The sequence below is a fragment of the Roseitalea sp. MMSF_3546 genome (assembly GCF_030732865.1).
GTDB lineage: Bacteria > Pseudomonadota > Alphaproteobacteria > Rhizobiales > Rhizobiaceae > Roseitalea.
In genome coordinates this window covers 1-22,663 of record NZ_JASHKB010000003.1, presented here as the reverse complement: position 1 = coordinate 22,663, position 22,663 = coordinate 1, and the positions used below count along the sequence as shown (strand labels likewise).

At 66.2% G+C, this 22,663-nt stretch carries 21 protein-coding genes and 4 tRNA genes; 17 read left to right on the top strand and 8 right to left on the bottom strand.

What is annotated here, in order from left to right:
• Positions 1 to 108: 108 nt before the first annotated feature.
• Positions 109 to 3,555: a DUF3971 domain-containing protein gene (locus RBB34_RS03660; RefSeq protein ID WP_306117835.1), complete on the top strand. Its 3,447-nt coding sequence runs from the start codon at positions 109 to 111 to the stop codon at positions 3,553 to 3,555.
• 275 nt (positions 3,556 to 3,830) lie between these two features.
• On the opposite strand, the gene tyrS is transcribed toward RBB34_RS03660, so the two are convergent.
• Both tyrS and RBB34_RS03650 read right to left on the bottom strand, forming a co-directional pair.
• Positions 3,831 to 5,081 carry a tyrosine--tRNA ligase gene (gene tyrS / locus RBB34_RS03655; protein WP_306117834.1) on the bottom strand — a complete coding sequence of 417 codons (1,251 nt, stop codon included), beginning with the start codon at positions 5,079 to 5,081 and terminating at the stop codon, positions 3,831 to 3,833.
• Between the two features lie 110 nt (positions 5,082 to 5,191).
• Entirely contained in the window at positions 5,192 to 5,872 is a 681-nt protein-coding gene (locus tag RBB34_RS03650) for an alpha/beta hydrolase (protein WP_306117833.1), read from the bottom strand.
• Positions 5,873 to 6,055: 183 nt separating this feature from the next.
• Between RBB34_RS03650 and RBB34_RS03645 the strand changes: the two genes are divergently transcribed.
• From RBB34_RS03645 to RBB34_RS03595, 11 genes are all read left to right on the top strand, one after another.
• Positions 6,056 to 7,201: a cysteine desulfurase family protein gene (locus tag RBB34_RS03645; protein WP_306117832.1), complete on the top strand. Its 1,146-nt coding sequence runs from the start codon at positions 6,056 to 6,058 to the stop codon at positions 7,199 to 7,201.
• A 201-nt stretch (positions 7,202 to 7,402) separates the two neighbouring features.
• Positions 7,403 to 8,872 carry a Fe-S cluster assembly protein SufB gene (sufB, locus tag RBB34_RS03640; protein ID WP_306117831.1) on the top strand — a complete coding sequence of 490 codons (1,470 nt, stop codon included), beginning with the start codon at positions 7,403 to 7,405 and terminating at the stop codon, positions 8,870 to 8,872.
• Between the two features lie 84 nt (positions 8,873 to 8,956).
• On the top strand, positions 8,957 to 9,154 hold the full coding sequence (locus tag RBB34_RS03635) for a hypothetical protein (protein ID WP_306117830.1): 198 nt from the start codon (positions 8,957 to 8,959) through the stop codon (positions 9,152 to 9,154).
• 71 nt (positions 9,155 to 9,225) lie between these two features.
• The gene (locus RBB34_RS03630; protein ID WP_346432523.1) at positions 9,226 to 9,603 is read left to right on the top strand and encodes a GIY-YIG nuclease family protein; all 378 of its coding nucleotides are present in this window, start codon (positions 9,226 to 9,228) and stop codon (positions 9,601 to 9,603) included.
• A 123-nt stretch (positions 9,604 to 9,726) separates the two neighbouring features.
• The gene (gene sufC / locus RBB34_RS03625; protein ID WP_306117829.1) at positions 9,727 to 10,482 is read left to right on the top strand and encodes a Fe-S cluster assembly ATPase SufC; all 756 of its coding nucleotides are present in this window, start codon (positions 9,727 to 9,729) and stop codon (positions 10,480 to 10,482) included.
• A 12-nt stretch (positions 10,483 to 10,494) separates the two neighbouring features.
• Entirely contained in the window at positions 10,495 to 11,769 is a 1,275-nt protein-coding gene (gene sufD, locus RBB34_RS03620; RefSeq protein ID WP_306117828.1) for a Fe-S cluster assembly protein SufD, read from the top strand.
• A gap of 198 nt (positions 11,770 to 11,967) precedes the next feature.
• Positions 11,968 to 13,212, top strand: coding sequence for a cysteine desulfurase (locus RBB34_RS03615; RefSeq protein ID WP_306117827.1), 1,245 nt, complete (start codon positions 11,968 to 11,970; stop codon positions 13,210 to 13,212).
• A gap of 26 nt (positions 13,213 to 13,238) precedes the next feature.
• Positions 13,239 to 13,637 carry an SUF system Fe-S cluster assembly protein gene (locus tag RBB34_RS03610; RefSeq protein WP_306118030.1) on the top strand — a complete coding sequence of 133 codons (399 nt, stop codon included), beginning with the start codon at positions 13,239 to 13,241 and terminating at the stop codon, positions 13,635 to 13,637.
• Between the two features lie 231 nt (positions 13,638 to 13,868).
• A complete protein-coding gene (gene sufA, locus RBB34_RS03605) occupies positions 13,869 to 14,252 on the top strand; it encodes a Fe-S cluster assembly scaffold SufA (RefSeq protein ID WP_306117826.1) in 384 nt (127 codons plus the stop codon).
• A 95-nt stretch (positions 14,253 to 14,347) separates the two neighbouring features.
• Positions 14,348 to 14,524, top strand: a complete 177-nt coding sequence (locus RBB34_RS03600; RefSeq protein WP_306117825.1) for a hypothetical protein — start codon at positions 14,348 to 14,350, stop codon at positions 14,522 to 14,524.
• 39 nt (positions 14,525 to 14,563) lie between these two features.
• The gene (locus RBB34_RS03595; protein ID WP_306117824.1) at positions 14,564 to 14,899 is read left to right on the top strand and encodes a TfoX/Sxy family protein; all 336 of its coding nucleotides are present in this window, start codon (positions 14,564 to 14,566) and stop codon (positions 14,897 to 14,899) included.
• 42 nt (positions 14,900 to 14,941) lie between these two features.
• Here RBB34_RS03595 and RBB34_RS03590 read toward each other — a convergent pair whose 3' ends face one another.
• Entirely contained in the window at positions 14,942 to 16,342 is a 1,401-nt protein-coding gene (locus RBB34_RS03590; RefSeq protein ID WP_306117823.1) for a DEAD/DEAH box helicase, read from the bottom strand.
• A 321-nt stretch (positions 16,343 to 16,663) separates the two neighbouring features.
• Between RBB34_RS03590 and RBB34_RS03585 the strand changes: the two genes are divergently transcribed.
• Positions 16,664 to 17,110, top strand: coding sequence for a fasciclin domain-containing protein (locus tag RBB34_RS03585; RefSeq protein WP_306118029.1), 447 nt, complete (start codon positions 16,664 to 16,666; stop codon positions 17,108 to 17,110).
• A 74-nt stretch (positions 17,111 to 17,184) separates the two neighbouring features.
• Here the strand turns inward: RBB34_RS03585 and RBB34_RS03580 are convergent, their stop codons facing one another.
• From RBB34_RS03580 to RBB34_RS03565, 4 genes are all read right to left on the bottom strand, one after another.
• Positions 17,185 to 17,949, bottom strand: a complete 765-nt coding sequence (locus RBB34_RS03580) for an NAD kinase (protein WP_306117822.1) — start codon at positions 17,947 to 17,949, stop codon at positions 17,185 to 17,187.
• Positions 17,950 to 18,042: 93 nt separating this feature from the next.
• Positions 18,043 to 18,118 (bottom strand) — tRNA-Thr (locus tag RBB34_RS03575).
• Between the two features lie 162 nt (positions 18,119 to 18,280).
• Entirely contained in the window at positions 18,281 to 18,934 is a 654-nt protein-coding gene (locus RBB34_RS03570; protein WP_306117821.1) for an OmpA family protein, read from the bottom strand.
• A 179-nt stretch (positions 18,935 to 19,113) separates the two neighbouring features.
• On the bottom strand, positions 19,114 to 19,947 hold the full coding sequence (locus tag RBB34_RS03565) for an RNA methyltransferase (protein WP_306118028.1): 834 nt from the start codon (positions 19,945 to 19,947) through the stop codon (positions 19,114 to 19,116).
• Between the two features lie 165 nt (positions 19,948 to 20,112).
• On the opposite strand from RBB34_RS03565, the gene RBB34_RS03560 reads away from it, so the two are divergent.
• Together RBB34_RS03560 and RBB34_RS03555 are read left to right on the top strand one after the other, a co-directional pair.
• Positions 20,113 to 20,197, top strand: a tRNA-Tyr gene (locus RBB34_RS03560).
• A 40-nt stretch (positions 20,198 to 20,237) separates the two neighbouring features.
• Positions 20,238 to 20,311 (top strand) — tRNA-Gly (locus RBB34_RS03555).
• Between the two features lie 19 nt (positions 20,312 to 20,330).
• Here RBB34_RS03555 and asnB read toward each other — a convergent pair.
• Positions 20,331 to 21,845, bottom strand: coding sequence for an asparagine synthase (glutamine-hydrolyzing) (asnB, locus tag RBB34_RS03550; RefSeq protein WP_306117820.1), 1,515 nt, complete (start codon positions 21,843 to 21,845; stop codon positions 20,331 to 20,333).
• Positions 21,846 to 21,941: 96 nt separating this feature from the next.
• On the opposite strand from asnB, the gene RBB34_RS03545 reads away from it, so the two are divergent.
• A tRNA-Gly gene (locus tag RBB34_RS03545) sits at positions 21,942 to 22,015 on the top strand.
• Between the two features lie 142 nt (positions 22,016 to 22,157).
• The coding region (locus RBB34_RS03540; protein WP_306117819.1) for a GTP-binding protein at positions 22,158 to 22,663 on the top strand (506 nt) is incomplete at its 3' end.

Here is a 22,663-nt window from a genome sequence, read left to right as displayed (position 1 = left end):
TGGTCAACGATCGAAAAACGTTGCACAAGACGATATAAGGTCCGTGCGTCCGGCGTCCATCGCGATTCCGCACCCGGGCGCCCATGGCGTTGATCGCGAGAGCTGGGCTTGAACAAGCACGACGTCGAATTTGTCCGTTTCGACCGGCACCAGGCGCCGGCCCTGCATGAACTGCCGTCCCACCGCGAGCGTCGCCGTGGTCCTGTTCATGCGCCGCTCCTGCCGCCGATCGGCCGTGCCCTGCGCCGCATCGCGCTGGTGCTGGTCTGCCTGGTCGCGCTGTTGGTCGGCGCGCTCGTCCTGCTGCTCCGCGATGGCGTGCTCGAGCGGACCGCGGAAGACACGCTGCGCCGCATGGTGCCGGAGACCATGGTCGCCATGCTCGGCGACACCCGCGTGCGGCTGCACTGGCCGCCCAATCTGGCCGTCACCTATTCGGACGTTGCACTGACCGAGGCTGACACCGGGGCGCGGCTCGTCGAGGCCGATCGCCTCGCCGTCGCCATCGATCCCTTCTCGCTGCTGAGGCGCAGCCCGCGCATTGGCGGCATCGAACTCGGTGGCCTGGTTGCCCAGGTTCCGGCGCTGCGCGCGGCGCTGGGAATGGACGGCGGGCCGGTCGAGCCCGTCCGCCTGTCGGACATTCCAGACCATTTCGATCGCTTGTTCGCCCTGTTGCGCGGCTGGGGCGCCACCCACCTGCATGGCCAGCCCGGCGGTCTGAGGCTCGATCTGGCCGATTCGCGCCTGATGCTGGGCGCCCCGGACGGTGCGGCTGAGCCGCTGATCGTCGAAAGCCTTTCGGGCAGGGCGAGCGGCGGCGCGGCGGAACTGGCCGGCGACATGCGCCTTGGCGGTGCACCGGTCACGCTGCGCGCCGAACTCGCAGTGCCGGCCCGCGCGGATGCCGGCGAGCCGGCGCGCCTGGTCGTTGGCGTGGACGGTGTGCGGCTGCCCTTCCGACGCCTGCCGACGCTTTTTTCCGACGACATGAGCGATCACGAGCCGGGCGCCGAACAGCCGCCGGTGCCAATGCGCGCCGTCCTGCAGATGACGCATCGCGGCGAAGGTGACGCCGGCAACACGCTGCGTCTGGCCCTCGAGCCCCGCGACCTCGCCTTCAAGCTCTCCGCCGACGATCTCGTGCCGTTTTCCGGTCGAGTGTTGTTCGATTACGGGTTCAACGACGATGTCGTGACCATGCAGCGCGACGACTGGCGCCTTGGCCGCTCGACCATGCAGGTCTCGGCGCGCATCCGCGATGCCGGCCGGCCGTTCGAGGACTGGCCGGGCCGGGGCGCGCTGCCCTTCATGCCGGTCGAGTTCGATCTGATCGCCAATCGCGGCCACCTCGCGCCGGCCGATTCGCCCGAACCGCCGGTGCGCTATGCCGCCCGGGCGCAGGGATTCTTTGATCCGGCGCGACAATTCCTCGATTTCACCAATATCGAGATGCATTCGGAAGCCGGCGGAGCGGTTGCCGAGGGCGACGTGGCGCTCGGCGAGGACACGCCGATCGCCGTCTTCCAGGTCGAAGTCACCGACATGACGATCGCCGGGGTCAAGCAGTTCTGGCCGGCCCCGGTGGCGCGCGCGGCGCGGCGCTGGGTGCTGTCCAATCTGGCCGGCGGGCGCGTCGTTTCCGGCACGTTCGACATCGCCGAACCGCTGCGGCGCCGCATACCCGGGACCGATGAGCGCCTGCGCGGCGACACGATCGTCGATCTTCAGGTCGAGGGCGTGCGCTTTGACGTGGCAGGTGACCTGCCGCCCGTGCGCGATGCCGTCGGACGCGTGATGTTCATAGACCAGACGGCGCAGATCGCGCTGCGCTCGGGCACCGTCTATCTGCCCAGCGGCCGCACCGCGACGGCAAGCGACGGATTGCTGGTGATCAACCCCGAGGACGAGACCGGGCTCGTGCGTGCCGACCTCGACATGCATGTTCGAGGAAAGGCGGACGCCATCGGCGAGATCATCGCCTTTCGGCCGATCAATGCAAAGCAGTATCGCGACTATGACGAGGCCGACCTCAGCGGTGACGTCGATGCCCACATCACCATGGATTTCGCGCTCAATGGCGGGCCGGGCGGCCCGCCGCCGGACTGGAACGTCGACCTGACGATCACCGACGGCGCCAGCGCGGCGCCCTTCGAGGGCCGCCAGCTCGCCGATCTGGACGGCACCATCGCCGTCGACCCATCGCGGGCGGTGATGGATCTGACCGGCATGATCGACGGCCTGCCGGCGCGCATCGACATGGTGCTGCCCTTCGGCGATTCCGGCGTCCTTGCCGAACGCGACATCGCGCTGAGCCTCGATGACGCCGATCGCGCAAGATTCGCGCCGGGGCTCGATACCCTGCTGCGCGGGGCGACGCCGGTGCGTGTCGAGGGCGATGGCGCCCAGATGTCGGTGGAGGCCGACCTGACGGCGGCCGAGTTGCTGCTGCCGTGGATCGGCTGGTCCAAGGGGCCGGGCATCGATGCCAGCGCGGCGTTCGAACTCGTCATGCGCGACGGATCGACCACACTCGAGGACTTCCGCCTGCTCGGCCAGCCCTTTTCCGCGCGCGGGCGCATCGATGTCGGCGCGGCGGGGCTGACGCGCGCGCGGTTCGGCTCGCTGGCGCTCAATCCGGGTGACGACGTCGCCGTCGACATCCGCCGCGATGGCGCCGGATACAGGGTCGATGTCGACGGTGCCGCGCTCGATGTGCGCGCGCTGATCCGCCATGCGCGCCGGCAGATCGGCGCAGGTCCGGACGCCGGCGGCGACACGGTGCCGGTGACCGTCAACGCGCAGATCGCACGCGTTACCGGATTTGGCGGCGAGGTGCTGAGCAATGTCGGCGCCGAACTCGTGATCGCCGGCGGCGGCGTCGAGAGCCTGTCGATCACCGGCACCACGGCGAGCGGCATGCCCTTTTCGATCGCCATCAGCGGGCAGGGTGCGGCGCGCCAGGTGCGGGTGGAGGCGTTCGATGCGGGCGAGTTGCTGCGTTTCGCCGACCTCTACGGCCAGGTGCGCGGCGGCGTCCTCAACCTTGCCCTTGCCGGCGAGGCGGACGGCACGCTGTCGGGTCCGGTGCAACTGGTCGATTTCCGCGTCTTCGACGAGCCGCGCCTGTCGCAACTGGCCAATTCGCGCCCCCGCGACGGATCGGAAAGCCTGCGCGAGGCGGTGCAGCGCGACATCGACACCTCGGACGTGCGTTTCGAGGTCGCCTCGGGCGAGATCAGCCTGTCGCCGTCCGGCCTGACGCTCGCCGACGGCGTGGTGCGCGGCCCGCTGGTCGGTTTCGTGCTGCGCGGCACCGTCTTCGACCAGGACCGCAACATGCGCCTTTCGGGCACGTTCATGCCGGCCTACGGGCTCAATTCGCTGTTTGCCGACATCCCGCTCGTCGGGCTGATCCTGGGCAATGGCCGCGAGCGCGGCCTGATCGGGGTGACCTTCAAGCTCGAAGGGCCGTTCGACGCGCCGCAGGTGACCATCAACCCGCTGTCGATCATCGCGCCGGGGCTGTTCCGCTCGATCTTCGAGTTCCGTTGACGCGCGCCCGTCTCCCCCTTGAGGGGAGGCACGCGAAACCGAGCGCAGCGATGGTTGAGCGGGTGGGGGTGGTAGCAAGGCGGGCGGAGGACAACCCCCACCCGGCTCTGTCTCGCTTCGCTCGCCACTCGCCGGGCTCGCGCCACGCGTCGCTCCCCGTCCTTCGGACCCCCTCAAGGGGGAGGTGGGGCGCCGGACACGCCCTCATTCGTCGATGACGATCAAGTGGTCGGCCGGAGGATGACGGGCAAACAGGCCGGACTCGCGGGACACATTCACGCCGGCCGCACCAGCACGTGCTTCTTCTTGCCCAGCGACAGCTTGATCACGCCTTCTTTCACGAACGAGTCGTCGAGCGTCATGCGCTCGTCGCTCACCGGTTCGTCATTGACGCGCACCGCGCCGCCCTTGACGTGCCGGCGCGCTTCCCCGTTCGAACTGGCAAGCCCGGCGGAGACGAACAGGCTCAGCAGGCCCATGCCGGCGCCAAGCTCGGCGGCCGGCACGTCGACCGTCGGCAGGTTTTCGGCGAGCGCGCCTTCCTCGAAGGTCTTGCGTGCGGTCTCGGCCGCTTCCTCGGCGGCCTGCCGGCCATGCACGATGGCTGTGGCCTCGGTCGCCAGCACCTTCTTGGCCTGGTTGATCTCGGTGCCGCCGAGCGCGCCGAGCCGGGCGATCTCGTCGAGCGGCAGGCGCGTGAACACCTTCAGGAACCGCGTGACATCGGCGTCCTCGGTGTTCCGGAAATACTGCCAGAAGTCATAGGGCGAACAAAGATCGGCATTGAGCCAGATCGCTCCCTGCGCGGTCTTTCCCATCTTGGCGCCCGACGCGGTCGTCAGGAGCGGCGTCGTCAGCGCATAGAGCTGCGGGCCGCCCATGCGGTGCGACAGGTCGAGCCCGTTGACGATGTTGCCCCACTGGTCCGAGCCGCCCATCTGCAGCACGCAGCCATAGCGGCGGTTGAGCTCGACGAAGTCGTAGCCCTGCATGATCATGTAGTTGAATTCCAGAAACGACAGCGACTGCTCGCGGTCGAGCCTGAGCCTGACCGAATCGAAGGTCAGCATGCGGTTGACCGAGAAATGCCGGCCGACCTCGCGCAGGAAGTCGACATAGTTCAGCTCCAGCAGCCAGTCGGCATTGTTGACCATGATCGCGTCCATCGGCCCGCTGTCATAGCGCAGGATGCGCCCGAAGATCGTCTTGATGCCGGCGATGTTGCGCTCGATCTGGGCGTTGGTGAGCAGCTTGCGCTGATCGTCGCGAAACGACGGATCGCCGACCATGGAGGTGCCCCCGCCCATCAGCGTGATCGGCCGGTGGCCGGTCTGCTGCAGCCAGTACAGCAGGGTGAGCGTGATCAGATTGCCGATATGCAGGCTCGTGGCGGTCGCGTCATAGCCCACATAGCCGGTGATCGGCCCTTCCATGCATCGGGCATCGAGGCCCTCGGGATCGGAGATCTGGTGGATCAGGCCGCGTTCGTTCAGAACGTTGAGGAAATCGGACTTGAAGGCGGACATCGGGGTCTTTTCCGGTTGCATCACCGCGCCGGGCCGGCGCGCGCTCCTCTTGGCCCGGCCGCGCGCCCAGATCAAGCCGCCCGCGGCGCCGGCCGCCGGGCCTGCGACCATCAGCGGCCGGCGATCTTCTTGACGGTGTCGGGCACCAACTCGCCGCGCAAGCGCGCATCCAGATAGCCCGCGCATTCCTCGAGCAGCACGTCCGAATGCTCGGTGAAGAAGTGGTTGGCGCCCTCGATGGTCTTCTGCGTGATCAGGATGCCCTTTTGCGTGTGCAGCTTGTCGACCAGACCCTGCACGGCATCGGGCGGCGCCACCCGGTCCTGGCTGCCATGGATGATCAGGCCCGAGGACGGGCAGGGGGCCAGGAACGAGAAGTCGTAAGTATTGGGCTGCGGCGCGATCGAGATGAAGCCCTCGATCTCCGGCCGGCGCATCAGCAGTTGCATGCCGATCCAGGCGCCGAAGGAATAGCCGGCGATCCAGCACGCCTTCGATTCGGGATGCATGGACTGCACCCAGTCGAGCGCGCCGGCCGCATCGGACAACTCGCCCACGCCATGGTCGAACTCGCCCTGGCTGCGCCCGATCGAGCGGAAATTGAAGCGCAACGTCGTGAAGCCGCGCTTCTGGAACATGTAGAACAGATTGTAGATGATCGGGTTGTTCATCGTCCCGCCGAATTGCGGGTGCGGATGCAGGATCATCGCGATCGGCGCGGTCTTGTCGCTGGCGGGCTGGTAACGCCCTTCAAGCCGGCCCGCCGGACCGTTGAAAATCACTTCTGGCATTGTATCTCCTCGGCAAAACCGGCCTGTGCCCGACCGTTGCGCGCCGGTTTCCACCTGTGAAATGCGTTTTTGCGGCCTCGATTCAAGGCTTTGTATGGTTGAACGCGCGGGCGGAGGCCGTCATATGACCAACGAAGCCGAAATATCAAGGAAATCCCGCCGCCCGAGCGGCGCGAGCCGGCCATGACCATGCGCTATCTCGACCACAATGCCTCCGCGCCGCTTCTGCCCGAAGCGCGCTCGGCCATGCTTGCCGCGCTCGATGTCAACGGCAATGCGTCCTCGGTCCATCGCAGCGGGCGCGCGCTGCGCGCCATGGTGCAAAAGGCGCGCCGGCAGGTGGCCGGTCTCGTCGGCGCCGAGCCCGACCATGTCGTGTTCACCTCCGGCGCGACCGAGGCGGCCGCCACGCTTCTGACCCCCGGCTGGTCGATGGGCCGCGCGCCGCTGACCATGGGCCGGCTTTTCGTTGGCGCGAGCGATCATCCCTGCCTTCTTGCGGGCGGTCGCTTCTCCCCCGAAAACGTCACGCGGATCGGCGTAAACGCAAACGGGCTGATCGATCTCGCCGCGCTCGAACGCGCCCTTGCCGCGCACGATCGGGGCGATGGCACGCCGCTCGTCGCGCTGCACTGGGTCAACAACGAGACCGGCGTCATCCAGCCGGTCGCCGAAATCGGTGCGCTGGCACGCAAGGCCGGCGCCGTGCTGGTGCTCGATGCGGTTCAGGCGCTGGGCCGCATTCCGGTCGATGTCGCAGAGGGTTATGCCGATTTCCTGATCGTTTCCTCGCACAAGATCGGCGGGCCAAAGGGCGCCGGCGCCATCGTCGCCCGTTCGGACCTGATGATGCCGATGCCGCTCATGGGCGGCGGCGGCCAGGAGCGCGGCCATCGCGCCGGAACCGAAGCGGTCGCGAATATTGCCGGCTTCGGTGCGGCGGCCCAGGCGGCCGCGGCAGGGCTCGATGCGTTCGCCGCGCTGGCCGACCGCCGCGACCGGTTCGAACACGCGCTGTGCGGCATCGCCCCTGACGCGATCGTCCACGGAGCGGGCGCGCCGCGCGTTGCCAACACCAGTTTCTTCTCCGTTCCGGGCGTGAAGGCCGAGACGCTGGCCATCGGCCTCGATCTGGCCGGCTTCGCCGTTTCGTCGGGCTCGGCCTGTTCGTCGGGCAAGGTCGGCAGGAGCCACGTGCTCGAGGCCATGGGGTCTCATGCCCGGGAGGGCGCGGTGCGCGTGTCGATCGGCCCGTCAAGCGCCGCCGACGATCTTGATGCCCTTGGCGAAGCGCTTGCACCGCTGATCGGACGGATGCGCGCGGCGTGACCACCGAAAAACCCGGCGCGGCAACCGTTCCGGCCTGGCCGGCGGCCTTGTCTGGGGGCGGGGAGTCCCCACATCCGACAAAACTTGCAGAGAACAGTCAGATTTTTCTCTTTAGAACTTTTCAAAACTGCGCTATGACCTAAATTCTCCAATGAGCGGTGCCCAACGCCGCCGATGGGATTGTTCGGAAGGGAGATCGCCATGCCTGCGGTTCAGGAGACGATTGATCAGGTTCGCAAGATCGATGTGGACCAGTACAAATACGGCTTCGAGACCATCGTCGAGATGGACAAGGCGCCCAAGGGGCTGAACGAAGACATCATCGCGCTGATCTCGGCCAAGAAGGACGAGCCCGACTGGATGCTTCAGTGGCGGCTCGAGGCCTACAAGCGCTGGCAGACGATGCAGCGGCCCGATTGGGCGCGCGTCGACTATCCCCAGATCGACTTCCAGGACATCTATTACTACGCCGCGCCCAAGGGCCAGACCGGCCCCAAGACCATCGACGACGTCGATCCGGAAATCCGCCGCACCTACGAAAAGCTCGGCATTCCGCTCGCCGAACAGGAAATCCTCGCCGGGGTGCAGGAGCGCAGGGTGGCCGTCGACGCGGTGTTCGATTCGGTCTCCGTCGTCACGACGTTCAAGGAAGAGCTGGCCAAGGCCGGCGTGATCTTCATGTCGATTTCCGAGGCGATGCGCGAGCACCCCGATCTGGTGCGCAAATATATCGGTTCGGTCGTGCCGGTTTCGGACAACTATTACGCCGCGCTCAATTCGGCGGTCTTCACCGACGGCTCCTTCGTCTACGTGCCCGAGGGCGTTCACTGCCCGATGGAGCTTTCGACCTATTTCCGCATCAACGAGAAGGATACCGGCCAGTTCGAGCGCACGCTGATCATCGCCGAAAAGGGCGCCTACGTCTCCTACCTTGAAGGCTGCACCGCGCCGCAGCGCGACGAGAACCAGCTTCACGCCGCGGTGGTCGAGCTGATCGCGCACGAGGATGCCGAGATCAAGTATTCGACCGTGCAGAACTGGTATCCGGGCGATGCGGAAGGCAAGGGCGGCATCTACAATTTCGTCACCAAGCGCGGCGACTGCCGGGGCGACAATTCCAAGATCTCCTGGACCCAGGTCGAGACCGGCTCGGCGATCACCTGGAAATATCCGTCCTGCATCCTGCGCGGCGACAATTCGCGCGGCGAGTTCTATTCGATCGCGGTGTCGAACGGCGCCCAGCAGATCGATTCGGGCACCAAGATGATCCATCTGGGCAAGAACACCACCAGCCGGATCATCTCCAAGGGCATTTCGGCCGGCACATCGCAGAACACCTATCGCGGCAAGGTGTCGGTGCACCGCAAGGCGACCGATGCGCGCAACTTCACCCAGTGCGACTCGCTGCTCATCGGCGACCGCTGCGGCGCGCACACCGTGCCCTATATCGAGGCCAACAATGCCACCGCGCAGCTCGAGCACGAGGCGACCACCTCGAAGATTTCCGAGGATCAGCTCTTCTACTGCATGCAGCGCGGCATCCCGGAGGAAGAGGCGATCGCGTTGATCGTCAACGGCTTCGTCAAGGAAGTCATCCAGGAGCTGCCGATGGAGTTCGCCGTCGAGGCGCAGAAGCTGATCGGCATCTCGCTCGAGGGAAGCGTGGGGTGATGCGCCAGTAGCGGACGCTGCTGGCCGTCCTGCCAGGCCCTTTGCGGCGACGGCGAGGCCACACGCCTGGCACTGATGGAGCGCATGATGGTGGACAAGGGCGATGATCGCGACCTTTCGGGCACTGTCCGGCTGGCCGGCGCCGCCTCGATCCTGGTTGCCACGGCCGTCGGTTATTTCTGGGCGCCGTTCGGTTCGCCCTACACCTCGGCCGGCATTCTCGGCGGCATCGCCGCCGTGAGCTTTGCGGCCCGCGGGCTGTTCGGGTCGAAAGGAGACTGATTTGCCGTCATTCCGGGGCCGCGTAGCGGAACCCGGAAACCAGAGCCGAGAAATGGGAGTAAGAGACGCGGTTGTCCGGTTGGGTCTACATCATGGCGTCGAAGCGCAACGGGACGATTTACACCGGCGTGACGAGTGATCTTCAGGGACGTGCGCAGGAGCACAGGGATGGTCTGACACCGGGATTTTCGCGCCGGTACGGCTGCACGACACTGGTCTGGTACGAACGGCACGACAACATCGTTGAGGCGATAGCCAGGGAGAAGGAACTGAAGAAGTGGCGGCGGGCATGGAAACTCTACCTGATCGAGGGCTTCAACCCCGATTGGTTGGATTTACTGGAGAGTTGCTACGAACGAGACAATCCATCGGACGCGATCCGCGATCGTGGCGAGAAGGCGAAGGAAGGCGGTCTGGGTTCCGGGTTCCGCTGCGCGGCCCCGGAATGACGAGCTGAGTGCCGCCCGCTCGAAACAAAGATGGAATGAAAACGGTGCCGTATTGGCGATAGACCGGCGGCACGGAAAACGGGCAAGGGGCGATATGCCTCGCAATGACGCATAGAGGGAAAAATGCTAGAAATTAGGAATTTGCACGCCCGGATCGCCGAGGATGGCACCGAGATCATCAAGGGCCTCGACCTGACGGTCAATGCCGGCGAGGTCGCCGCCATCATGGGTCCGAACGGTTCGGGCAAGTCGACGCTGTCCTATATCCTCGCCGGACGCGAGGACTATGAAGTCACGCAGGGCGACATCCTCTACAATGGCGAGTCCGTCCTCGAGATGGACCCGGCCGAACGCGCCAGCGCCGGCATGTTCCTGGCCTTCCAGTATCCCATGGAAATCCCCGGCGTCGCCACCATGCAGTTCCTCAAGGTGGCCATGAACGAGCAGCGCAAGGCGCGCGGGCAGGACGAACTGACCACGCCCGACTTCATCAAGCGCGTGCGCGAGGCCGCCGCGACGCTGAACATCGACATGGAAATGCTCAAGCGGCCGGTCAATGTCGGTTTTTCGGGCGGCGAGAAGAAGCGCTCGGAAATCCTGCAGATGAAGCTGCTCGAGCCGAAGCTGTGCGTGCTCGACGAAACCGATTCGGGCCTTGACATCGATGCCTTGAAGATCGTCGCCGACGGCGTCAACGCGCTGCGCGGGCCCGATCGCGCCATCGTGGTGATCACGCACTATCAGCGGCTTCTGCAATACATCGTCCCCGACACCGTGCACATCCTCTCGCGCGGTCAGATCGTGAAGACCGGCGACAAGGAGCTGGCCGCCCAGCTCGAGGCGCAGGGCTATGCCGGCGTCATCGAGCAGGCGGCCTGAGGGGAGCGCGCCATGAACCTTCAAGCCCAAGCGCCCCTGACCGGCGCCGAAACCGCCCTGATCGACCTGTTCGCCCAGCGCTGCAACGACCTGCCGGGCAATGCCGGCGCCGTTTCGGCGCGCGACAAGGCGGTGGCTGCCCTGAAGGCCAACCGACTGCCCACCCGAAAGGTCGAGGCCTGGCACTACACCGACCTTCGCCGGCTGCTCAGCTCGGTGCCGGCCTGGCGCGCCGATGCCCCGGCAAAACCGGTGGACCCAATCCTGCCCGGCGCGCGGCGCTTCGCGCTCGTCAACGGTGCGCTTGCCGAGACACCGGCTGTCGATGGCCTTCAGTTCGACGCCATGGCCGACAGCCTGCGCGCCGATGTCGGCGGCGTGACGCTCGAGGCGCCGGCCGAGGCCGATGACGCCGTTGGCGCGATCAACACCGCCTTTGTCTCCGATGGCCTGCGCCTGAGCGTTGCCGATGATGCCGAGATCGCGGCGCCCGTCGAGATCCAGTCCGTGCACGCCGGCGGGCAGGTGCATACGCGCAGCCAGGTGACGGTCGGCGCGGGCGCCAGGGCGCTGTTCGTCGACCGGCATACTGGCACCGATGACGCGGTACTGGCCTCCAACGTCACCGAACTGACCGTGCGCAAGGGCGCCGATGTCACCTGGATCATCGTGCAGGAGCAGGGCGCCCAGGCGAGCCATCTGGCAAGCCTCGGGCTGACGCTCGAGGAGGATGCCAGGGCCACGGTCTTCATCGCCAACCTGTCGGGCCGGCTGGTGCGCCAGGAAGTGCATGCGGCGGCGACCGGCGAACGGGCCGAACTGGCGTTCCGCGCTGTCAACATGATCGGCGGCGACGCCCATTGCGACGTCACGCTGGAACTCGACCATCTCGTGCCGCATACGACATCCACCGAGACCGTGCGCAATGTCGTCACCGCCAGGGGTCAGGGCGTCTTTCAGGGTCAGATCCGCGTCGCCCAGCCGGCGCAGAAGACCGACGCGCAGATGGCATGCAACACGCTGCTTCTGTCCGACCATGGCGGCTTTTCGACCAAGCCGGAACTGGAGATCTTCGCCGACGATGTCGTCTGCGCCCACGGCGCCACCGTCGCCGAGATCGACCATGACCACCTGTTCTATCTGATGGCGCGCGGCGTCTCCGAAAAGACCGCCCGCGGCCTCTTGATCAAGGCGTTCGTCGCCGAGATCGTCGAGGAACTCAAGGACGAAGCCCTGGTCGATGCGCTCGAAGCGCGCATCGATGCCTGGCTCGAGGCGCACGGGTGATGCTTCGGTCGTCTCGCAACGCCCCTCATCCTCACCTTCTCCCCGCAGTCGGGGAGAAGGTGACATCCAGATCGGCTCGCGTCCTGCCCGACCCGGGCGCCGTGCTGCGAATGCCGACGCACTGTTTTCGGCGACCCCTTCTCCCCGCAGGCGGGGAGAAGGTGAGGATGAGGGGCAGGCACGCAAGGACAAGCAGATATGAGCGCTGACCCGATCTCCAACGCCGGCTACGATGTCGACGCCATCCGCGCCGACTTTCCAATCCTGCATCGCCAGGTCTATGGCAAGCCGCTGGTCTATCTGGACAATGGCGCATCGGCGCAAAAGCCGCGCGCGGTGATCGATGCGCTCACAAACGCCTATGAAAACGAATATGCCAACGTCCATCGCGGCCTGCATTTCCTGTCGGACGCCGCGACAGCGGCCTATGAGGGCGCGCGCGAGAAGGTGCGGCACTTTCTCAACGCGGGCTCGGTCGACGAGATCGTCTTCACCAAATCGGCGACCGAGGCGATCAACACGGTCGCCCATGGTTATGGCGTTCCGAACATCGGCGAGGGCGACGAGATCGTCCTGACCATCATGGAACACCATTCCAACATCGTGCCCTGGCACTTCCTGCGCGAGCGTCACGGCGCGAAACTGGTCTGGGTGCCGGTCGACGATGAAGGGCGGTTCGACATCGCCGAGTTCGAGAAACGGCTGACCGAGCGCACCAGGCTCGTCGCGATCACCCATGTCTCGAACGTGCTGGGCACGGTCGTGCCGATCCGGCAGGTTTGCGAGATCGCGCACCGCCACGGCATTCCGGTTCTGGTCGACGGCAGCCAGGGCGCGGTGCACCTGCCGGTCGACGTCCAGGCGCTCGGTTGCGACTGGTATGTGTTCACCGGCCACAAGACCTATGGTCCCTCGGGCATCGGCGTGCTTTACGGCAGCAAGGACAGGCTCGCCGAGATGCGCCCGTTTCAGGGCGGCGGCGAGATGATCCTCGATGTCACCGAGGACAGCGTCACCTATGCCGATCCGCCGCACCGCTTCGAGGCCGGCACGCCGCCCATCGTCCAGGCGATCGGCCTTGGCGCGGCGCTCGACTACATGGACCGCGTCGGCCGCCCGGCCATCGCCGCCCATGAGGCCGACCTGCGCGCCCATGCCCATGAGCGCCTGGGCGCCATTGAAGGGCTGCGCATCATCGGCGATGCGCCGGACAAGGCGGCCATCGTCTCCTTCGAGATCGAGGGACTGCACGCGCATGACATTTCGATGGTCATCGACCGGTCGGGCGTTGCCGTGCGCGCCGGCACCCATTGCGCCCAGCCGCTGCTGACGCGCTTTGGCGCAACCTCCACCTGCCGCGCCTCGTTCGGCATCTACAACACCCATGCCGAGATCGAGGCGCTGGCCGAAGCGCTCGAGAAGGCGCAGACGTTTTTCGCATGACGGTTTTCTGATAGGGTAGGGCCATGATGGACGATCAAGCCACACCGAACACGGTTGCCGAGCCGGCCCCGGCCGACACGGCCGCGCCGGGCGCACAATCCGCCATTCCGCGCGAGGAACTCGCGCGCCTGACCGACGACATCGTCGCCGCACTGAAGACGGTCTACGATCCGGAGATCCCGGCCGACATCTACGAACTCGGCCTGATCTACCGGGTCGACATCGAGGACGACAGGACGGTCAAGATCGAGATGACGCTGACCGCGCCAGGCTGTCCGGTGGCCGGCGAGATGCCGGGCTGGGTGGAGAACGCCGTGCGCGGCGTCGAGGGCGTCATGGATGTCGAGGTCGAGATGACCTTCGACCCGCCCTGGACGCCCGACCGCATGAGCGAGGAAGCGCAGATCGCGGTGGGGCTCTACTGACACCAGTGCATTGCCCCTCATCCTCACCTTCTCCCCGCTCGCGGGGAGAAGGAGACTTGGACTGTAGCGGCCTTTGTGTCGGCATACAGCCGGCGGTAAACGATAGCCGCGATGGTCGAGGCCCCCTTCTCCCCGCTCGCGGGGAGAAGGTAAGGATGAGGGGCACGCCCGCTTTGCCTTGCGCCACGCCGCCACCCTGCCTACCTTGATGGGAAGACACGGAGTTTCAATATGGCCTTTGCCATCATGACCATGACCGATGCGGCCGCCGACCGCGTCAGGGAAATCGTCACCTCGCGTGCCGACCAGGGCGCGCAGGGCGTGCGCGTCGGCATCAAGAAGGGCGGCTGCGCGGGCATGGAATACACGGTCGACCTGGTCACCGAGCCCGATCCGAAGGACGACCACATCAATCATGCCGGCGCCCATGTCTGGGTCGACCCGGCGGCCATGCTGTACCTTCTGGGCACACAGATGGATTTCGAGGTCACCAAGCTGCGCACGGGGTTCGTGTTCAACAATCCCAACCAGTCCTCGGCCTGCGGCTGCGGCGAGTCGGTCGAACTCAAGCCCGCCGATCTGAAGGAACTGGCCGAAGCGCGCGGCGAACTCTGACCGGGCGGCCGGGGTCGAGCGCCCTGTGACGATCCGCACATCGCCACTGCGCGCCATCTGCTTTGATCCTGTCAACAACGACAGGAGACGCAGACATGACAACGCTTCAGGCCACAGGCTTCTCCCGGACCGAAATTCCTTCCCTGGCCGCGGCCAGCCTCACCGGCACGATCGCCGGGCGCGTCGGCGGTTTCATGGTCCGTCACATGTTTGCGATCCAGCTTGCTGCTGTGCTGGCCAGCATCGTGTGGTATGGCATCGACAAGATGTGAAATCGCCGCCGCTTGGCGTTTGCCGGCGGCCATGACGGCATGGATGACGCTTTCCTGATCGAGTTGTTCGCCCCGGTCTGCCCGGTGACGGTCCGACGCATGTTCGGCGGCCAGGGGATCTATTGCCCGGCCGGCATCTGCGCGGTGGTCGTCGACGGCGCGCTCCACGTCAAGGGCGACGATGTCTCCGCGCCGCGATACGAGGCCGCCGGCATGACGCGCTGGACCTACACCACACCCAGGACGGGCCGGCACTCCTCGATGCCCTATTGGCAGGTGCCCGACGAGGCGCTCGACAGCCCCGAAGCGATGGCGCCCTGGGCAAGACTTGCAATGGAAACCGCCGAGCGCGCGCAGCCGGCAAGCGCGGGATAGGTCCCGGCGCGGGCGCGCCGTCCCTTGAGACGGTCGTACGGCTTACCGGCCGTTCATCATGAATGCGGGGATGTCCTCGCCAAAGCCCACCGGCGTGTCCTCGTCGCGTTTGCGCCGGCCACCGCGGCCGCGGCTCTGGCGCGGCTTGTGCTCGTCGGACCCGTTTCTTTCCGTCGGCGACGATTCGGGCGCGCCATCTTCTCTGGGCGGCGGGCCGCCCTTTTCGGCGCGCTTGGCATTGTCCTGGCGGATCCGGTCGCGCCGCGTCTTGCGTTCCTCGCCCGCGCCGCCGCCGGTGTCCGCCTCGCCCTCGATCTCGACGCCTTCGACATGCGGCAACTGCTTGTCGATCAGCTTTTCGACCGCCTCGAGATATTTCGCGGTGCTCTTGTCGAACAGTGTGAACGCCTTGCCCGTGCGCCCCGCGCGGCCGGTGCGGCCGATGCGGTGCACATAGTCCTCGGCGTGGATCGGCACGTCGAAATTGAACACGTGGCTGACATCGGGGATGTCCAGGCCCCGCGCGGCGACATCGGAGGCAACGAGCAACTGGATCTTGTTCTTGCGGAACCCTTCCAGCATCTGGGTGCGCGAATGCTGGTCCATGTCGCCATGCAGCGCGCCGACCGAAAAGCCGTGCTTTTCGAGCGACCGGAACAAGGTTGCCACGTCACGCTTGCGATTGCAGAAGATGATGCCGTTCTTCAGATCGTCCTGCGACTGCAGCAGCGCCCGAAGCGCGGCACGCTTGTCGTAGTCCTTCGGGCCGGTCTTGAGCACCTTCTGCTCGACGGTGGCCGCCGTGGTCGCCGCCTTGGCCACCTCGATGCGCACCGGCGCCGACAGGAACTGGTCGGCGAGCCGGGCGATCTCCGGCGGCATGGTCGCCGAAAAGAACAGCGTCTGGCGCGTGAACGGGATCAGCGAGGCGATGCGCTCGATATCGGGAATGAAACCCATGTCGAGCATGCGGTCGGCTTCGTCGATGACCAAAATGTCGACGCCATTGAGCAGGAGCTTGCCGCGCTCGGAATGGTCGAGCAGCCGGCCCGGCGTCGCAATCAGCACGTCGGCGCCGCGCTCCAGCTTGCGATCCTGGTCCTCGAACGAGACGCCGCCGATCAGCAATGCGACCGACAGCTTGTGGTGCCTGCCATATTTCTGGAAGTTCTCGTCGACCTGGGCGGCGAGCTCGCGCGTCGGCTCCAGGATCAGCGTGCGCGGCATGCGCGCCCGTGCGCGGCCCTTTTCGAGCCGCGTGATCATCGGCAGAACGAAGGAGGCCGTCTTGCCCGTTCCCGTCTGTGCGATGCCAAGCACGTCCTTGCCGGCAACGACATGGGGAATGGCCTGTTCCTGAATGGGCGTCGGCACCGTGTAACCGGCGTCTTCGACGGCCTTGATCACCTTCGGCGACAAGGGAAGTTCGGCAAAGGATACCAAGCGTGTGTCCGTTGGGTTTTGGCGTACGCGCTGCGCCCCGTACGGGCGGCGCTTTGGCCCGCGCCTAGGAAAAAAGCGGCCGCTTGTCAACAACCGCCCGCAATGACCCGACCGCTTGTGTCACCAATTGTGGCTTTAAAGCCCTGTGGCGGAAAAGACCGGCGGCCTTCTTCGCGGCGTTCCGCGAAAACCGATCGCCCCCAGACGCGTAATGCCTTTCGATGCCGCGAGCATCGCAGACACATCCCATTTTCCTCACAGGGAGTTCTACTCATGAATTTCATCAAGACGACGATCGCAGCGGTCGCCACCGCTGGCTTCATGACCGGCGCCGCGCTCGCCGACGGCCACATGAAGGACATCGTCGACACCGCCGCCGGCAATGACGACTTCGAGACCCTCGTCGCTGCCGTCCAGGCAGCCGGTCTCGTCGACACGCTCAAGGGCGACGGCCCGTTCACGGTCTTCGCGCCGACCGACGCGGCCTTCGAGGCGCTTCCCGACGGCACCGTCGACAGCCTTCTGATGGAAGAGAACAGCGATCAACTCACCTCGATCCTGACCTACCACGTGGTGCCCGGCAAGGTGATGTCCTCCGATCTGGAAGACGGCATGACCGCCGAGACCGTGGAGGGCTCGACCATCACGATCAGCCTCGACGACGGCGCGATGGTCAACGATGCCAATATCGTCACGGCGGACATCGAGGCCTCCAATGGCGTCATCCACGTCATCGACTCCGTGCTCATGCCCGAAGGCACGATGTAATCGTCGCATGACGGAAGCGCTCCGCCGGGGCGCGCATGGCCGGTGGTCCCTGGGCCGCCGGCCTTTATTCGTTGTCAGTAGCGGAATTGCTCGGCGAGAATGCGTTCGTCCCACGAATGGCTGGCATCGAACAGAATCGTCGCGGTCACCGCGCGCTCTTCGCGCACGCACACATGGCGCACCGACTTGACCTCGTTGTGGTCGGCGACCGCGTTGACCGGGCGCTTGCCCGGTTCCAGCACGGTGATGTCCACCGTCACCCGGTTGGGCAGCAGCGCTCCGCGCCAGCGCCGCGGGCGAAAGGCACTGACCGGCGTCAACGCCAGCAAAGGCGCGTCGATCGGGATGATCGGCCCGTGGGCCGACAGGTTGTAGGCCGTCGAACCGGCCGGGGTCGCCACCATCACGCCGTCGCAGACCAACTCGTCGATGCGGACATGGCCGTCCACCGAAATGCGCAGCTTGGCCGCCTGGTAGGACTGGCGGAACAGCGATACCTCGTTGATCGCCAGCGCTTCGTGAGCGGTGCCTTCGGCGTCCCGGGCGACCATGCGCAGCGGATGGATGGATTCGGCTTCGGCCGCCGCGATGCGCGCGTGCAGATCCTGCTCGCGATAATCGTTCATCAGAAAGCCGACCGAGCCGCGGTTCATCCCGTAGATGCGCTTGCCCGAACTCATGAACCGGTGAATGGTCTGCAGCATGAAGCCGTCGCCGCCAAGCGGCACGATCACGTCGGCCTGCTCGATCGCGCACTGGCCGTAGATTGCCGCGAGCAGACGCGCCGACTCGTCGGCGTCCGGCGTGCCCGAGGACAGGAAGGCGAGGGCGGTTGTCATCTGTCGCTTCGCCGCATCGGCCCTCGTTTCGAGGGCGGCCGACCCTGGCATCCGATGGCAGGTTCATCGCGGCGGCCGCCGCCGGCATGGTTGTGGTGCCCCCACACGGACTCGAACCGCGGACCTACTGATTACAAATCAGTTGCTCTACCAACTGAGCTATAGGGGCTTGTCCCGTCTCGGGATTATCATAGCGGCGGCACGTGTAAAGTCACATTCGCCGTCACGCCCGACCGGTGCGGTTCACATGGTGCGGAACGGGCCGCTATCCGGGCCCCTTCGCGGACAGGCGGCAGCGCCGCAAGGAGGCGGCGCCCGATCTCGGTGCCGCTCAGCTCAGCGGCACGATCTGGATTTCCACGCGCCGGTTCTGGGCCCGGCCCGCCTCGGTCGCGTTGTCGGCCACCGGCCGGCTTTCGCCGAAGCCGATCACCGCCATGCGCTGCCGGTTGACGCCGCGCCCGGCCAGGTAGTCGGCGACCGCCCTGGCGCGCCGCTGCGACAGCGCCTGATTGTATTCCTGCGAACCGGTCGAATCGGTATGCCCATAGACGTCGATCAGCGTCTGGTTGAACCGCTGCAGCACGATGGCCACCGAATCGAGCGTGGGGAAGAAGGCCGGGATCACCTGGTCCTGATCGGTGGCGAAGGTGATGTTCGAGGGCATGTTCAGGATGATGTTGTTGCCCACGCGCGTCACCGAGACGCCCGTGCCCTCGAGCTGGGCGCGCAATGCCGCCTGCTGCTGATCCATGTAGTTGCCGATGGCACCGCCCGCCAGCGCGCCGATGCCGGCACCGATCAGCGCGTTGCGGCGGTCGTCGCCGCCGGCGAGAAGGCCAAGGCCGGCGCCCACGCCGGCGCCGATGGCCGCACCGCCCGCCGTGCGCGAGACCTGCGGCTGACCCGTGAACGGGTCGATGGTGGTGCACGCGGCCGTGAACGCGACCGTTGCGGCCAGTGCGGTGATGGTCTTGACGTTCATGTCGTCCCCGTATGAATTTTGCGATGCCGCCGGGAGTATTGCGCGAGGCGCGCTCGCCACTGCCGGCCAATCAAGGCCAAATTGCGTCCGGCCGCAAGCGCGCCGCCCGGGCGTGTGGTCCTGTCGCCGTTCCCGTCTGGGTCATTGTGCTGTGCCCCGCCGCGCCCGTCAAACCGGCATCACCGGGCGTCCCCAACATGCCGGTGCGCGATATAGAGCGACAGCACGGCGGCATTGGAAACATTGAGCGATTTGATCGGGCCGGGTATGTCGAGCCTGGCCAGGTCGGTCACGCTCTGGCGGGTCTTGTGGCGCAGGCCCTTGCCCTCGGCGCCCAGCACCAGCGCGATTCGGCCTGCGCGCAGCGTCTCCTCGAGCGTTTGCGGGCCCTGCGAATCGAGCCCGACCGTCTGAAAGCCGCGTTCGGCCATCTGCGTGAGCGCGTTGGCCAGATTGCGCACATGCACGATCGGCAGATGTTCGAGCGCGCCCGATGCGGCCTTGGCCAGCACGCCCGATTCGGCCGGGCTGTGTCGGGCGGTGGTGACCAGCGCATCGGCACCCATGGCCACGCCCGAGCGCATCAGCGCGCCGACATTGTGCGGATCGGTGACCTGGTCGAGCACGATGACGAGCCGGGCATCGGTGAGATCGGCAAGGGTCCTGGGCGCGAGCGCATCGGCGCGAAGGACCACGCCCTGATGCACCGCCTCGCCGCCGAGCAGCGCATCGATGCGGCGCGGATGAACGGTCTCGACCGCAAAGGGCAGGGCGTCCGGATCGGGCAAACCGAGCCGGGCGGCGGCGTTTTCGGTGACAAGCATGTCGTGGATCACGCGCGCACGGTTGTCGAGCGCCGCACGCACGGTGTGCAGCCCGTAAAGGAGGACCTGGCCCTCGGGCGGACCCTGCGACGGCGGCGCCCCGCCCGCGGCCTTGCGGGCGCGGTGGTCGCGGCGCAGGCGCGCGTAATGGCTGTCCTTGCGCGTGCGCTTGCCGGTCGGATCGCTCATCGGCTCGCTATAGCCGGTCTGCATTGCTCGGCAAATGGCCGATTGCGAAAACCGAATTGGCCCCCATATTATCGGTGACGCCCTGGCCGATGTTGACAGGGCATTTTCGCCGCCGCATAAGGCGGCGCGGCGCAGGAAGGCGCCGCGCACCGGCATTCGCCGCATGGAGGAGTGTCCGAGTGGTTAAAGGAGACGGACTGTAAATCCGTTGGCTATGCCTACGCTGGTTCGAATCCAGCCTCCTCCACCATCGGCGAACCGGCTTCGCACAGCGCGCCATCGGCGCCGTCGCGGGTATAGCTCAATGGTAGAGCAGCAGCCTTCCAAGCTGAATATGCGGGTTCGATTCCCGCTACCCGCTCCAGCCTCCTGAAAGCTCGCATCTAGACCCGATCGGCCGTCCACCGCCCGGCATTGTCGATGATCCGGTCGGCATCGACGAACCGCTCGCGCAGCACCCGCTCATAGAGCCGGGCCTCGTCCTCGCGCGTAACCGCGCCCTGGCCCGTCAGCGTACGCAGCGCCTGGCCGAGCGCGTCGACGGTCCCCGAGCCCTCGTCGAACTGCGCCTTCTTGCGCCATACCAGTTCGGCGGGCAGCAGATCGGCGCAGGCCTTGCGCAGGATCCATTTCTCCGTCGTCTCGCCGGTCGATTCGCGCGCCCGGGGATCGGTGCGCCGCAATTTGAGGGCGGCCGGCACCGACTGGGCGAAATCGATGAAGTCGCGATCGAGAAAGGGCGTGCGCGCTTCCAGCCCCTCGGCCATGGTCACCCGGTCGACCCGCTGCAGGTTGATGTTGTGCATGGTGCCCAGCGACCGGGTGAGTTCGTCGGCCAGCGCGCGCGGATCGTCCACATAGCCGTGGTGATAGGCATAGCCGGCGAACAGCTCGTCCGCCCCTTCGCCGGTCAGCACCGCCTTGACCTTCTGGCGGGCAAGCCGCGCAGCGAACAGGGTCGGAATGGCGCTGCGCACCAGATCGACGTCGGCGCTTTCCAGATGATAGATGACATGGCCGAGATTGGCGGCGACGTCTTCGGCGGTGAAGGCGTATTCGGCGTGGTCGGAGCCGATATGCTCGGCGACGGCGCGCGCGGCGATGAGGTCGGGCGAGCCGGCCATGCCCACCGAGAAGGTCTTGAGCGGACCCTTGCCGGCCTGTTGCCGCACGTTCTGCGCGATCGCCGCGATGATCGAGCTGTCGAGCCCGCCCGAAAGGAACGAGCCGACCTCGACATCGGCGACCATCCATTTGGCGACCGCCTCGATCAGCACCAGCCGCAATTCGTGCGCGGTGCGCTCGATGTCGAGATCGGGGTCGATCTCGGCGGCGCCATGCGGCGTGCGATACCAATGGCGCCATCCGTCGCGGCTGTCGAACAGCGTGCCCGGCCCGATCGCCTCGACCGCGTCGACGGCGATGCCGTCGAACGCCTTCAGTTCGGAGGCGAACGCCAGTCCTTCGCCGATCCGCGCCATGTAAAGCGGCTTGATGCCCAGCGGGTCGCGCGCGGCGATGATGCGGCCGCGCGTTGCCAGCACGAAGGCGAACATGCCGTCGAGCCGTGCGATCCAGCGCGAGGCGCCCGAGCGGAACAGGTGCAGGATCGTCTCGCTGTCGCTTTCGGTCTCGAACGCGCTCTCGCCCAGGATCGCACGCAGATCGGCGTGATTGTAGATCTCGCCATTGACGACCAGCAGGTCGTCGGTCTGGTGGATCGGCTGCGCGCCGTCCTGCGTGCCGATGATCGATAGCCGGCAATGGGCCATGACCACCGGTGCGCCGGGCAGCCGGGCGATCTCGACCGCATCGGGTCCGCGATGGGCGATCCTTGCGATCATCGTTCCGGCGAGTGCCTCGTCGCCGACATTCCACAAACACACAAATCCGCACATGGGAGCTCGTCCTTCCCGGCCGGTTGGCAGGCAAACGCGCGTCATCGTCTCGCCGGCCTTGCATCGCGCGCCGCACCCGCTAATGATGATCCGCGCGCGGGTGTAGCTCAATGGTAGAGCAGAAGCTTCCCAAGCTTAAGACGAGGGTTCGATTCCCTTCACCCGCTCCATATCCGGGCGCCTTGCGCCGCGTCCGGCCGCCGCATCATGGCTGGCACTTGCCACTTGCGATTGCCGGACAGAACGCTTATGTCGCGCGCTCATAATCGGTCGAACCCGACCCTTCCTCTCCTGAAACAGTAGGACGCATCAATGGCCAAGGCAAAGTTTGAGCGCACCAAGCCGCACGTGAACATTGGCACGATCGGTCACGTTGACCATGGCAAGACGTCGCTGACGGCGGCGATCACCAAGTTCTTCGGCGATTTCCAGGCCTATGACCAGATCGATGCGGCGCCCGAGGAGAAGGCGCGCGGCATCACCATCTCGACGGCGCATGTCGAATACGAGACCGATGCGCGCCACTATGCGCATGTCGACTGCCCGGGCCATGCCGACTACGTCAAGAACATGATCACGGGCGCTGCGCAGATGGACGGCGCGATTCTCGTCGTTTCGGCCGCCGACGGCCCGATGCCGCAGACCCGCGAGCACATTCTGCTGGCCCGCCAGGTCGGCGTTCCGGCGATCGTGGTGTTCCTGAACAAGGTCGACCAGGTCGATGACGAGGAGCTTCTCGAACTCGTCGAGATGGAGGTGCGCGAGCTTCTGTCGTCCTACGACTTCCCCGGCGACGACATTCCGGTGATCAAGGGTTC

Bases quoted from the DNA above. Each gene is read 5' to 3' on its own strand.
- tyrS (WP_306117834.1), bottom strand. From the start codon at position 5,081: ATGTCCGCCTTCAAGTCCGATTTCCTCAACGTTCTGAACGAACGCGGC.
- sufD (WP_306117828.1), top strand. From the start codon at position 10,495: ATGAACCTTCAAGCCCAAGCGCCCCTGACCGGCGCCGAAACCGCCCTG.
- RBB34_RS03645 (WP_306117832.1), top strand. From the start codon at position 6,056: ATGACCATGCGCTATCTCGACCACAATGCCTCCGCGCCGCTTCTGCCC.
- RBB34_RS03595 (WP_306117824.1), top strand. From the start codon at position 14,564: ATGGATGACGCTTTCCTGATCGAGTTGTTCGCCCCGGTCTGCCCGGTG.
- asnB (WP_306117820.1), bottom strand. From the start codon at position 21,845: ATGTGCGGATTTGTGTGTTTGTGGAATGTCGGCGACGAGGCACTCGCC.
- RBB34_RS03580 (WP_306117822.1), bottom strand. From the start codon at position 17,949: ATGACAACCGCCCTCGCCTTCCTGTCCTCGGGCACGCCGGACGCCGAC.
- RBB34_RS03565 (WP_306118028.1), bottom strand. From the start codon at position 19,947: ATGAGCGATCCGACCGGCAAGCGCACGCGCAAGGACAGCCATTACGCG.
- sufA (WP_306117826.1), top strand. From the start codon at position 13,869: ATGGCCTTTGCCATCATGACCATGACCGATGCGGCCGCCGACCGCGTC.
- RBB34_RS03570 (WP_306117821.1), bottom strand. From the start codon at position 18,934: ATGAACGTCAAGACCATCACCGCACTGGCCGCAACGGTCGCGTTCACG.
- sufC (WP_306117829.1), top strand. From the start codon at position 9,727: ATGCTAGAAATTAGGAATTTGCACGCCCGGATCGCCGAGGATGGCACC.
- RBB34_RS03635 (WP_306117830.1), top strand. From the start codon at position 8,957: ATGATGGTGGACAAGGGCGATGATCGCGACCTTTCGGGCACTGTCCGG.
- sufB (WP_306117831.1), top strand. From the start codon at position 7,403: ATGCCTGCGGTTCAGGAGACGATTGATCAGGTTCGCAAGATCGATGTG.
- RBB34_RS03600 (WP_306117825.1), top strand. From the start codon at position 14,348: ATGACAACGCTTCAGGCCACAGGCTTCTCCCGGACCGAAATTCCTTCC.
- RBB34_RS03615 (WP_306117827.1), top strand. From the start codon at position 11,968: ATGAGCGCTGACCCGATCTCCAACGCCGGCTACGATGTCGACGCCATC.
- RBB34_RS03650 (WP_306117833.1), bottom strand. From the start codon at position 5,872: ATGCCAGAAGTGATTTTCAACGGTCCGGCGGGCCGGCTTGAAGGGCGT.
- RBB34_RS03610 (WP_306118030.1), top strand. From the start codon at position 13,239: ATGGACGATCAAGCCACACCGAACACGGTTGCCGAGCCGGCCCCGGCC.
- RBB34_RS03585 (WP_306118029.1), top strand. From the start codon at position 16,664: ATGACCGGCGCCGCGCTCGCCGACGGCCACATGAAGGACATCGTCGAC.